The organism is Mesorhizobium sp. M0062, from assembly GCF_040323125.1.
Lineage (GTDB): Bacteria > Pseudomonadota > Alphaproteobacteria > Rhizobiales > Rhizobiaceae > Mesorhizobium.
In genome coordinates, this window is record NZ_JAMYUO010000006.1 from 181599 (window position 1) to 193749 (window position 12151).

Consider the following 12151-nt stretch of genomic DNA (forward strand, 5'->3'; position numbering starts at 1 on the left):
ATAGATAATAAGCGGCTTTGTCGGCCGCTTGTTATCTAGTTATTATCTTGATTGATTGATTCTTTCGTCTGGGCAAAAAGTTACGGCGGGGGCCGTTAAATGAAAAGCTCCACCATAATAAGTCTGCTTGTCTCGGTCGCGCTGGCGTTGCTTGCGGTCCTCGGCGTTCGATCCTATCTCGCCACCCAGCGCGACCTTCTCGCGCAGCGTGCCGGCCTGAGCGAGCCTGCATCCGAGAATACGATTCTTGTTGCCACGCGAGCGCTCCGCTTCGGCGAGCCGGTCAAGCCGGAGGATGTCAGGGCCCTTGCATGGCCGACCGGAGAACTGCCGGCCGGCGCCTTCCGCAAGCCGGAGGAATTGCTCGGCAAGGAAGGTGAGCTTCGCTACGTGATGTCGGCGATGGAAAAGGACGAGCCGGTGCTCGCCTCCAAGATCACCGGCGCCGGCCAGCGCGCGACATTGTCGGCGGCGCTTGGCGAAGGCATGAAGGCGGTCTCGATTCGCGTCAACGACGTGCTCGGCGTCGCCGGTTTCGTGCTGCCGGGCGATCGCGTCGACATCATGCTGACGCGGGTGATCAAGGTTGATTCCGGCGCTGACCAGACTTTTGTCGACGTGCTGCTCCAAGGGGTCAAGGTTCTCGCCGCCGACCAGACCGCGGACGACCGCACCGACAAGGTCGAGGTCGTCAAGACCGTAACCTTCGAAGTCACCACCACCGAGGCGCAGAAGCTGACGCTGGCCGGCAATGTCGGCACGCTTTCGCTGGCGCTGCGCAATGTCGCTTCTTCCGGCGTGGAACCGACGCAGCCGGTGACGCTTGCCGATCTCGGCGGCGGGCCGATGGCGCAGGCGCTCAAGAACGATCGCGCCGACCAGGACGAAAGCAGACTTACCGATCTGGAGAAGCTCGTAAAAAGTGTCGGCGACACGCTCGGCAATCGCCTCGGTGCGATGGAAGACAAGCTTAAGCCAAATACCGTGCCGGCGGAACCTGCCGAACCAGTTCTGGTGGCGGCGCCGAAGCCGGACTTCGCGGTGATCGGCGTTTCGCGCAATACGAAGCGGGAAGAATATCGGGTCCGGCTGCTGGACTGACAAGAAGCCATTCGGCAGCGGACGGGGGAAAGGTGATGGAGCATGGGCAATCGCCAGCTTGAAGACAGGGGCGCATGGGCGGCCTTGGGGCCGACGCGCCTTCTCGTCGCTATTGCGTTCCTGGCTGCCGCGATCTCCCTGCTTGCCGGTCTCGTCGCGCCTGCATACGCCCAGCAAAAAGCCATCACGATCGGCGGTGGAAACGTCATTCATGTGACGGTCGCGCCGGGCAGCACGCTGACGATCACCACCAGCCGCCGTTTCGCCGATCTCGTGGTTGGCAACGCCACTGTGGCCGACGTTGTGCCCTTGACGGAACGCTCGCTTTATATCCAGGGAAAGGGATCGGGTGCCACCAACATCTCGATCTATGACGACGCGAAAAATCTTCTCGGCGTCATCGATGTGCGTATCATGCTCGATTTCAACGAAATCAGGGCGGCGATCCGCTCGGCGGTGCCGAGCTCTCACCTGACCGTCACCAACGTCAACGACCGCATACGGATTTCCGGCGTGGTCAAGGACGGCGTCGATCTTGCCCGGGTGCTGGAGATCGCGCAGCAATATTCGAGCGAACCCGTGCTGAACCAGGTTCGCGTTGCCGACGCCCAGCAGGTGATGCTGGAGGTCCGCATCATCGAGGCCTCGCGCAGTGCGGGACGGGATCTCGGGATCGGGTTCAATGGTGTAAGCGCCAGCGGCGGTCTCTTTACCGCGGCTCCCCGGCTTCACATTGGCGTCAACGATGACACGCATCAACTCCAGACAGAAGTCGGCGGCGTCGCCACGCAGAACGGTACGCCATTCGGCGAAGTGATCGCCAAGGTGCTGGAAGTTTCCGGCTGGCGCATCGACGTTGTCATCAACGCGCTGGAGGCAAAGGGTCTTGTCCGCCGGCTGGCGCAGCCAAATCTTGTGACAATGAGCGGCACAACGGCCAGCTTCCATGCCGGTGGAGAGGTGCCGATTACGCGTGCGGTGTCCACTGGCGGGGAACTCGCGACCGAGATCAGCTATCGGCCCTATGGCGTCAAACTCTCCTTCACCCCCATCGTCCTTGACGATGGCCTCATCAATCTTGTGATTGAGCCGGAGGTCAGCGAAATCGACCGTTCCGTCACCGTCAACGGCAATCCCGGCTTCATTTCGCGCAAAGCCAATGCCACCGTCGAACTGCGTGACGGGCAGAGCTTCGCCATGGCCGGCCTGCTGCAGGCGGTCAACGCAGGCGACGTGCAGCAAATGCCCTGGCTTGGCCAGGTCCCGGTGCTTGGGACGCTGTTTCGCTCCACCTCGTTCCAGAAGCGGGAGAGCGATCTGGTGATCGTGGTGACGCCACGCATCGTGCGGCCGACCTCGCCCGACGAGAAGCTGCATTCGCCGCTGGACCAGACGCGGCCGGGCAACGACGTGGATATGTTCCTGCTTGGCATGCTGGAAGTCGACAAGGACATGATGCGGGGCTTCAAGGACGGCAAGGGCGTCATCGGTCCTTACGGCCACATCATCGATCTCGATTTCGGAGGCGCGTATGCCGTCGGCAAGAAATAGGACGGCCGCTGCCGTGGTCGCCGCATGCCTGCTGATGAGCGGTTGCGCCGATTACATGGCGCGCAGGGATTCGGTGACGCTCGGCCTTGGCGACGCACCGCAGGCCAATATCGGCCTCCAGACGATCGATCCGTTCCCGAAGGAAGCATGGAACACCAGGATCGAAGGCAACGGACGCGTGGTTGCAAGGGCGCAGCAGCGCTATGCGCCAACAGCGGTGATCGTGCCGGCGGCGGTCGCGCCGGCTGCAACGGAGACCACGAACTGAGGACGAAACAACGAGGACAGGTCAGGGAGCAAGCGGCGGCTCCGGGTTTGCGAAGCTAAGTGCGGCGAAAACCGTTGGGGCGGGGTATGAAACGGAAGATATTCGATTTGCTATTCGACGACCGTGGCTATGTCACGGCGTTGACACTGATTGCCATGCCGATGCTTCTGGGCTTCAGCCTGCTGATCATCGATGTCGGGCGGGGCAACAATCTTCACACCGATCTGCAGAACGCCGTCGACGGGCTGGCGCTCGCCGCAGCAAGAGAGCTCAACGGAGCGCCGGACGCCATCACGCGGGCCAATGCCGCGATTGCCAATCTGGTCAGGAATGAAGCAAGGTTTTCCAATGGTGGTCCGATCACCATGGACCAAACCACGGTCAGTGCGGCGTACCTGACCACCGTTCCGGCCAGCGACGACACGGCGATCGATGCCGCCTGGATTGCAACGAATGGAACGACGGACGGCACTGCCGCGGCCTATGTCCTGATCCGTTCGACGCCGCGCGCCATGACCTCGCTGTTTCCGTTACCCGTTGGGCTGACGAGGCAGACGCTGAACTTCCAGGCCGAGGCCGTCGCGACATACACCGCCTCTGCTTGTGACGTCACACCGATGTTCATCTGCAATCCGTTCGAAGCTCAGGGCCTTACGATGCAGCAAGCATACGCACAGGGGTTGACCTACAGCCGCGAACTGCAGGTGCTCAAAACCGACAGTACACCGGGGCCCGGCAATTTCGGACTGCTGGACACCGATATCCCGCTCAAGGACGCCTTCGCCAAGGGAGCCAGCGGGCAGTGCTACACCAAGAAATCCGTGGTTACCAAGACCGGCGTAACGCTCGGCCAGGTGAATGTCGGCCTGAACGTGCGTTTCGACATATACGCCGGAAGCCTGGGTTCGGCGAAGGGCGATCCGCTGTATCGCCCCGCCACCAATGTGCGAAAGGGAGCCAAGTTTACGACTGGCTCGTCTGGCTGCGGCAAGGTGGACAGTGACGTTCCGACCAAGGCAATGGGATTCGGGCCAGGAACGTATCCGACGCCCAGCTTGGGTATCAGCACTAATGGTTCCTGGAACCGAGCCGGCTATTGGAGTCTGAACCATGTCAGCACCCCCTTCCCGGCGGCGCTTCTGAACGCGTCACGCTACGATGTTTACAGGTATGAAATCGACCACAATCTCGTTGCAGACAGGGCGGACAACAAGGTGAGCGGCGAAAACGGCGTCCCCCGTTGCTACACGGGCGCACCGGCGACACTCAGCGACAAACCGGACCGTCGCACCATCTTCGCGGCCGTTGTGAATTGCGGCGACTTTTCCGATTCGACCAAGCACACGACGATCAGCGGCAAAACGACTCTTAAACCCGATGCATTCGTCAGTATGTTCCTGACAAACCCCATCGAAAAACAAGACAACAGCAAGGAAGACGATACATCCGCCAGTGAAAAGCCGATCCGCCTGGAGATAGTGGATGTCACGGGCCAGGGCGGCAGCGGGACGCTGGATCAGTTTTTGCGCGAGGAGGCGCAATTGGTCCGATGATCACCTGGCTGAAACGGTTTCTCGAACGGTTCCACCGCGACGAGCACGGCGCGGTCCTCGCTGAGACGTTGCTCATCGTGCCGTTCGTCACGGTGTTTTCCGTTGGTATCCTGGAATTCGGCAACATGTTCTGGGAGAAGGAGCAGGTCGAGACCGGCCTGCGTGACGCGGCGCGCTATCTTGCCCGTTGCCAGCCAAGCAATGCGCTTTCCGGCTACGTGTCGCAATGCAGCGACACCGTCGCCCGGCGCATCGCCTATTACGGGACGTCCAACCCAGCCGCCACAGTGCTGCGGGTGCAAGGATGGGGGCCGAGCGGAAGTACGATCGTATTCGCCACGGTTACGCGCTCGGGGACTAAAGTTATCACCGCGAACACGTCACTTGCCTACAGCTCCTCGCCGCTGTTCGGCTGGACTGGCCTCGCCAACATCACCATCCAGGCCTTTCACGAAGAAAGATATATCGGATGGTGAGGGCACCTCTCTTCCGATCCTTCGTCCGTGAGGAGTCCGGTGTCACGCTCGCGGAGGGGCTGATCGCGATGCCTTTGGTCCTGCTGATCTTCGCTGCCTTCATCGAGTTCGGCTATGCGATGTTCCAGTGGAACCAGACCGTCAAGGCACTGCAATTCGGCGCGCGCAGGGCGGCCGTTTCGAGTTCGATGGTAACTGGCTTCGACCCCGTCACCGTGACAGCCCTGGCGCCCGGCAGCACGAACGGCGGAGTGGCTATACCGGTCGGCGCGCTTGGCCCCTGGACATGTACGGGGAGACCGGCTTGCACCGCTGAACTCAACCGTATCGTGTATGGCACCGCCGGGGCGACAGCGTGCCAACCGGTTGGCACCGGGAGTCCGGCAATGTGCCAACTAAACCGGCGCATCGGCATAAACAACGTTCGCGTCACCTACATGATGTCGGGACTTGGCTACTACGGAAGGCCGGGGGGCGCGGTGCTAACCATACGCATGGAAGTTCTCGGCATCACTTTCAATCTGCCTTTACTCGGCGCTTTATTAGGACTCAATAATGTAACGGTTCCAGCCATGCCGGTGACCGTCACAAGCGAGGACTTGAACACAAACTCGGGCAGCTGACCAAGGCTGCGGAATATCGGGCATTCTCGGATGACAAGCCATATGAACTTTTCGAGAAGAATAAAGGTGCTGATCGCCTCGGCGGATCAGGCTGCGTCCGAGTTCATGCAGAGCTCGCTGTCGGCGCTCTCGCAATACGATTCCGAGGTGAAGGATCATGGCGCGCTGCTGGACAAGCGCATGGCGGTCGATCCGGCAAGCTACGATTTGCTGGTGCTCGACGCCGGCGATGGCGCCCTCCTCGAAAGCACCGTCGCGCAGGAACTGCGGCGCAAGTTCGCCGCGCTTCCGCTGATCGTGGTTTCCGATCCGCTCACCGACCAGCGCATGCGGCTGCTGCTGAAGCTCAACGGCAGCGACTGGGTGAGAAAGCCGCTGGACCGCAAGAGCTTCCTTGAAGCCGTGACCGGAAATGTGCAGATGGCGCATTCAGGCGGCAACCATGTGCATGCGGTTGTCTCGGCGGTGGGCGGAGCCGGCGGAACCTCCGTCGCAATCTCGCTGGCCGATGCGCTCGCCCGCACGGCGAAGAAAACGCAAGTCAGCGTTGCCTTGTTCGATCTCGATTTTGCCACCGGCGCTTGCGGTCACTACCTGAATACGCCCAATGACTACGATTTACGGCCGATCATCGCGCAGCCTTCGCGGGTCGATCTGGAATTCATCGACATCATCAAGAAGAAGCACCAGCGCGGTTTTTCGCTGCTGTCGTTCCGCCAACCCGGCGTCACGATGGCTCCCACCGGCGGCGAACTTGTCCTGCGCATGCTGGACGTCGTGTCTCTCCAGAACAATCACACCGTGGTCGACATCCCCTATTACGAGACGAGCTGGAAGGATGAACTGCTGGCCGCGGTCAATTCCATCCATCTGGTCACCGAATTGACCATTCCCGGTCTGCAGCAGGCCAAGGAAGTCTACAACCTGATCAAGAAGCTCAGAAGCGACGATATTGCGATCAAGGTCATCGCCAACAAGCATCGCAGGCGTCTCTTCAGCTTCGGCATCGGCAAGAAGGACGCCAACAACGTCTTCAAGCAATCGAGCGCCATGGTCGTCGAGGACGACTGGGGCACCATGAACGAGGCAATCAATCGCGGCATGCTGCCGGTCGAAGTCAACCCGCGCTCGAAATTCGTCCGCCAGATCGAAAAACTAGCCGAGGCCGTGAAATGACCAGTCTGGGTCGGATCGGCCGCCTAGCGCGCGGCAGCGCCCGAGCCGGTCTTGTGTTGGTGGCCATCGCCGGCATCGGCAGAGCCGATGCGACGGAGAGACGAAGCGACCCGGTGCCGAAGAGCCTAGGGCCGGTCACCAGGCGCGTCGTTGCGACGGAGACCAGGGAAAAGCCGGGAACAATCCTGATCTCGACCGCGGCGCGAACGCTCGACTTCGTCGTGGCGCCGGGCAAAGTCGCCAGATACTCGATCGGCGTGGCTAAGGATGGGTTCGTATGGACCGGCACCGTGCGTGTCGGCGGTAAGGCCGAATGGCCGGAATGGCGGCCGCCGGCCGAGATGCGCCAGCGCGATCCGCGGCTGCCGGAAATGATGCCGGCAGGCCCCTACAATCCGCTTGGCGCGCGCGCGATCTATCTGTTCAAAGGGCAGCGCGATACACTCTATCGCATCCACGGCACCAACGATGCGCCCTCGATCGGAGGATTCGTGTCTTCCGGCTGTTTTCGCATGACCAACGCCGATGTGCTGAAGCTCTATGGCGAGGTGCACATTGGCGCAAAAGTGATTGTCGAATAGGAAGAGCGGGCGGTATGGCCAACGGCATCATTGGACGATTTTACAGATCACGATCCGAGGATCTGCCGCAGGCGCCTGTCGTGGCGTCTGACCTCGCGCTCGCGGAGAAGAACAAGACCGAAGTCGTTCCTTCCGTTCCGCCGCTGACCGAGGAGCCAAAGCCGGAGGAGCGTGGTGCTCTTGGCCCCGACATGGTTTCGGAACGCGTGAACCTGCACCGCTATCTTCTGGACCGTATCAATCTCGGACTGCTTGAGACCGCGCAAAATGACGAACTCGCGGCAGAAATCCGGCCGCTGGTGCGCGAATACGTCCGGGCGCGGAATTTCCCGCTCAATGCACGTGAGCTCGACACCCTGATCAGCGACATTACCGACGAGATGCTCGGGCTCGGCCCGATAGAGCCGTTGCTCAAGGACGATACGATTTCCGATATCCTGATCAACGGCCATGAGCACGTCTACATCGAGCGCTATGGCCAGCTTGAGGATACCCCTATCCGGTTCAAGGACGAAGATCACCTTATGCGCGTGATCAACAAGATCGTCACGACCGTCGGGCGACGTGTGGACGAGTCGTCGCCGCTGGTCGACGCGCGGCTTCCCGACGGATCCCGGGTGAACGCTGCCATCAGGCCAGTCGCGATCGATGGTCCGCTCGTCTCGATCCGCAAGTTTTCGCGCCGCCCGTACACGCTCGACCGCCTTGTCGAAAGTCATTCGATGGCCAAGGCAATGCAGGTTCTGCTGACCGCGGCGGTCAAGGGCAAGGTCTCGATGATCATCTCCGGAGGAACCGGTTCCGGAAAGACCACCATGCTCAACGCGCTTTCGTCGCAGATTTCAAACCGCGAGCGCTTGATCACGATCGAAGACGCCGCCGAATTGCAGCTTCAGCAACCCCATGTCGGCCGGCTCGAAACGCGGCCGCCGACGCTGGACGGACGCGGCGAAATACGCCAGCGCGAGCTCCTGAAGAACGCCCTCCGTATGCGACCCGACAGGATTATCGTCGGTGAGGTTCGCGGCGAGGAGGCGTTCGACATGCTGCAGGCCATGAACACCGGTCACGAAGGATCGATGACGACGATTCACGCCAACACGCCGCGCGATGCGGTCTCCAGGCTTGAGCAAATGATCGGTATGGCAGGCATGCCGATGTCGCAGTTGAGCATCAAGTCCCAGATCGCTTCGGCAATCACCCTGATCGTCCAGGTCGAGCGCCTTCACGACGGCACGCGGCGTCTGGTTTCAGTCACCGAAATCACCGGCATGGAGGGCGACGTCGTCCAGATGCAGGAGATCATGAAATTCCAGAAGCTTGGCGTTGACGACTTGAACAGGGTGAATGGTCAGTTCCGGGCAACCGGCATCCGTCCGCGATTCCTCGAGCATATCGCCGAACTGGGCTTCCAGCTGCCGGGCGACATTTTCGATCCGGCTCGCTCATTGGTGTAGGTGCGCAATGGACCTCATGCTCATCTACGCATTAGTTTTTATCGGTGGCCTGATACTGTTCGAAAGAGTCACAGGGATTGTCGCGAACCAATTCCGGCGAAGCAGTTCGCTGAACTACCGCCTCAAGCTTCTGCAAGGCACCGAGGACAGTCTTGGCGTCTTCAAGGGGATGGTCCGCGAAAGGGCGCTTGACTATGATCGCCGCGGCTTCAAACCGCTGGTCCGACTGCGGCGGTTGTTCGCGCAATCCGGACTGAAGCTGGACGTCATGAGGCTGGCGATCTATGCGCCGGTGATCGCTGTTCTGGTCTGGTTGGTGCTGAGCTATCTAGGTGTTCCGACACTGCCGAGGTTCATCTCGGTGGTCCTCTTTTTGGCCGCCCTGCCGCTTGTCATCATGATACGCGTGCGTGGGAAACGGATAAGAAAGTTCACGACCCAATTGCCAGGCACACTCGACGTGGTGACCCGGAGCCTTTCGGCCGGGCATCCATTGCCGATATCGATAGCCCTGGTCTCGCGGGAATTGCCCGATCCCATAGGGACGGAGTTCGGCATGCTCAGTGACGAACTCACCTACGGAACCGATCTCAACGATGCGATGCTCAACATGATCGAGCGCGTCGGAGCGGAGGACCTGAAGCTTCTGGCGATCTCGATGAGCGTCCAGCGTGGAACCGGCGGCAATTTTGTCGAGATACTGGAGAACCTGGCGAACGTGGTTCGCGAACGAGCGATCCTTCGGGCCAAGGTCAAGGCCCTGTCCGCCGAAGGCAGGATAACGGCCCTGATCATGTCGGCATTTCCCTTCGGCCTCTATCTTATGATCAGCACACTCGTGCCGACCTATTTCGATCCTGTCTGGGAAAGTGGATATAGCAACGTTATTTTAGCGGTGGCCTTCGCTGTGATGGCTGTCGGGAATTTTATTCTCTATAAACTTGTCAATTTCGATTTTTGAGTGCGATAGATGAACGAAACACTGATCCTCCTTGCCACTTTCGTCGGTGTTCTGCTTTTCTCGACGGTCATTGTTGGAAGGATTGCGAGCCAACGCGAAATGGCGTCCAGGCTGACAGATGCAGCGAGCGACAGCGACGCGGTCGGCGGTTCCTATTACAGCACTGCATCCGAAATAACCGATGACCGGTACGGCGTCTTCGTCAAAAACTATTTCAACGTTGTCCGGAAAGACGCAAATTCGAATTCATTGCCGAACCGCCTGTTGCGAGCCGGGTTCTTTTCACCGCAGGCTAGTACGATATTTCAGACCGCGCGTGCCGTGATCTCGGTGCTGGTGCTGCTTGGCACATTTCTGGTTTTCGAACACTACTTGGTCAGCGTTTCCAGGCCGCTCGCGATCCTGATATCCATGTTGTGCGGGGGCCTTGTTTTCTTCATCCACGGCATCGTGCTCGAACGCATGGGAGTTGCCAAGGAGAAAGCCTATCGCAGGATCTTTCCTGATTTCATGGATATGTTGATCGTTTGCGTCGACGCCGGCCTGAGCGTCGAAGCGGCGGCCGATCGTGTCGCGCGTGAGTTCATGTCGACCCGGCCCGACTTCGGGCTGCACCTATCCATAATGATGCTTGAAGTTCGCGGCGGCCGGCGCATACGCGATGCATTGACCAACCTGGCGACCCGCCTGCGCATCGACGAGGCCAGGTCGCTTGCCGTGTTATTTCGACAGTCGGAAGAACTTGGCTCCAGTGTCACAAAGAGCCTTCGCGTCTACAGCAAGGAAATGCGTCAGATGCGAATCCTGCGCGCCGAGGAAAAGGCCAATGCCCTGCCTATCAAGATGCTCTTTCCGCTGGCCACATGTCTGTTTCCGCTGAGCCTGATAATCGTACTGATGCCGATAATCATGCGCGTCGCTTCGATGCTGAAGTCGATGACGCCCGGGTAGCGCGCAACTCAGATCCGTCGAGGTAGAGCAACCCGCTCATCCCGCCACCGTGGCGTACGCGCGTCAACGATATCCGTGAAAAGCCCATGGAGTCGGGCTGAAACAAGCGCCAATAAATAGGACGCGGGCCCAAGTCACGCCAAATCAAACCGCGATTCCCGGGCGTAGGTCCGTCTCCGGCCGGGTGCAAGTTGCCGTCCTGTGGCGATATGAGGCGCAAAGCGGCCGTCTACACTCGACGCCCGCCAAACTGCCGGAAGCCGAATCTCCTTCCCGCTTCGTCCAGGAGCCCCAGTAATTCGGGCTGAGGTGCGACCCAGAAAGTTCGAACAGCTTCCATGAACCGCAGAAAAATTGGACGCCGCATCGGAGAATGAGGTTCACGGATATCCCGGCGAACATCCGGATTGGAACGGTCAATGTCGTCGGGAAGAAGGGCGTCCGAAAAGGGCAGTCGGCGCCGCCGTCGTGGGAACGAAAAAGAAGAGAAGCAGAACTTACGTGTGCGATTTTTGCACACGGTATCATGCAGCTATCTGATATTACTCATCATCTATCCCATCCATCATCGGTGCAATGGCCAGTCTATGCTCTTGATTTTTCAGCATCTGTTTAACATCAGAACCTTAGAACCTGCCGCACACGCTGCGTCAGCGAGACCTTCCTGCAACGCGAGGATGCGCGGCGCCGGGGCACCGACACCAAGTCGATCGCAGTGAGACGCCGACAAAGCCCTGTTAGCGCGCCTGAAGCCTTCGGCGAACTCATCGACCTCCATATCGACGACATGTGCGATGTAGGCAAGTCCCCTCGCCGCTCCAAGGCCGCAGCCCTCGCTATGCTCCGAACATCTGGGGAAGTGCAGCATCGCCACCCTCGATCGCGAACGGCTCGTTCGCTTCGGTCGTGATCGAGCCGCCCAGGGTGCCGGACGATGAGTCTCGGTATCGACTAGGGAAAGTCGTTGAGCGTCGTTCCTGGATGATCTGCCTGGTCGTGATCGACAGCCGCTGGCGAGAGCCGCCAAACACGCATGAGATTGTCTGAAGCGGAGGACCATCCATGGAAGGACCCATTTCGACCTATTTTGCATCGATTGAACCCGTGGCCCCCGACGTTTTCTGGACCGCTTGCTGCATCCGGCGCGGCATTTCAAACATCCCCACGACGTTTTGGCCGACGTTGCCCTGGCTGTTCAGGAGTAGCGCGCCATTCTTTCGTCATGGGCGTCGGATGCCTGCGCCGTAGAATCCGTGCCAGCGCTTCGCATGCAGCCGGGAGCGGGTGAACCGGTCAGCTTCGACACGATCATGGATGCGTTGCAACAGTTGGATCAATCGGATGAGCGTGCCGGTCCTGACTGCAGTGACAGCGCGGCAGTGGCCGCGTTCGTACCATTCGTCGATCGGATTTAAGGGCGACGTAGTTGTTCTTGACACCATGGACCCGTCGG

Annotated in this window: 11 protein-coding genes; all 11 read left to right on the forward strand. The window is 59.9% G+C overall.

The features are described 5' to 3' along the window. The first annotated feature begins 99 nt into the window (after positions 1–99). Positions 100–1101, forward strand: a complete 1002-nt coding sequence (gene cpaB / locus NKJ64_RS10275; RefSeq protein WP_352462475.1) for a Flp pilus assembly protein CpaB — start codon at positions 100–102, stop codon at positions 1099–1101. Positions 1102–1143: 42 nt separating this feature from the next. Further along, positions 1144–2652, forward strand: a complete 1509-nt coding sequence (locus tag NKJ64_RS10280; protein WP_352462476.1) for a type II and III secretion system protein family protein — start codon at positions 1144–1146, stop codon at positions 2650–2652. Beyond that, the gene (locus tag NKJ64_RS10285; protein ID WP_352462477.1) at positions 2633–2920 is read left to right on the forward strand and encodes a pilus assembly protein; all 288 of its coding nucleotides are present in this window, start codon (positions 2633–2635) and stop codon (positions 2918–2920) included. The genes NKJ64_RS10280 and NKJ64_RS10285 overlap by 20 nt, the downstream gene beginning before the upstream one ends. 86 nt (positions 2921–3006) lie before the next feature. Continuing rightward, complete coding sequence (locus NKJ64_RS10290) at positions 3007–4473, forward strand: TadE/TadG family type IV pilus assembly protein (RefSeq protein ID WP_352462478.1); 1467 nt, start codon at positions 3007–3009, stop codon at positions 4471–4473. Continuing rightward, a complete protein-coding gene (locus NKJ64_RS10295) occupies positions 4470–4949 on the forward strand; it encodes a TadE/TadG family type IV pilus assembly protein (RefSeq protein ID WP_352462479.1) in 480 nt (159 codons plus the stop codon). The genes NKJ64_RS10290 and NKJ64_RS10295 overlap by 4 nt, the downstream gene beginning before the upstream one ends. Further along, the gene (locus tag NKJ64_RS10300) at positions 4943–5572 is read left to right on the forward strand and encodes a TadE/TadG family type IV pilus assembly protein (RefSeq protein ID WP_352462480.1); all 630 of its coding nucleotides are present in this window, start codon (positions 4943–4945) and stop codon (positions 5570–5572) included. Before NKJ64_RS10295 ends, NKJ64_RS10300 begins: the two co-directional genes overlap by 7 nt. 42 nt (positions 5573–5614) lie before the next feature. Then, a complete protein-coding gene (locus NKJ64_RS10305; RefSeq protein WP_352462481.1) occupies positions 5615–6748 on the forward strand; it encodes a pilus assembly protein in 1134 nt (377 codons plus the stop codon). After that, positions 6745–7329 carry a L,D-transpeptidase gene (locus NKJ64_RS10310; RefSeq protein WP_352462482.1) on the forward strand — a complete coding sequence of 195 codons (585 nt, stop codon included), beginning with the start codon at positions 6745–6747 and terminating at the stop codon, positions 7327–7329. The genes NKJ64_RS10305 and NKJ64_RS10310 overlap by 4 nt, the downstream gene beginning before the upstream one ends. A gap of 14 nt (positions 7330–7343) precedes the next feature. Next, positions 7344–8786: a TadA family conjugal transfer-associated ATPase gene (locus NKJ64_RS10315; RefSeq protein ID WP_352462483.1), complete on the forward strand. Its 1443-nt coding sequence runs from the start codon at positions 7344–7346 to the stop codon at positions 8784–8786. 7 nt (positions 8787–8793) lie between these two features. Next, positions 8794–9747, forward strand: coding sequence for a type II secretion system F family protein (locus tag NKJ64_RS10320; protein WP_023755304.1), 954 nt, complete (start codon positions 8794–8796; stop codon positions 9745–9747). Between the two features lie 9 nt (positions 9748–9756). Next, complete coding sequence (locus NKJ64_RS10325) at positions 9757–10698, forward strand: type II secretion system F family protein (protein WP_352462484.1); 942 nt, start codon at positions 9757–9759, stop codon at positions 10696–10698. Positions 10699–12151: the final 1453 nt, after the last annotated feature.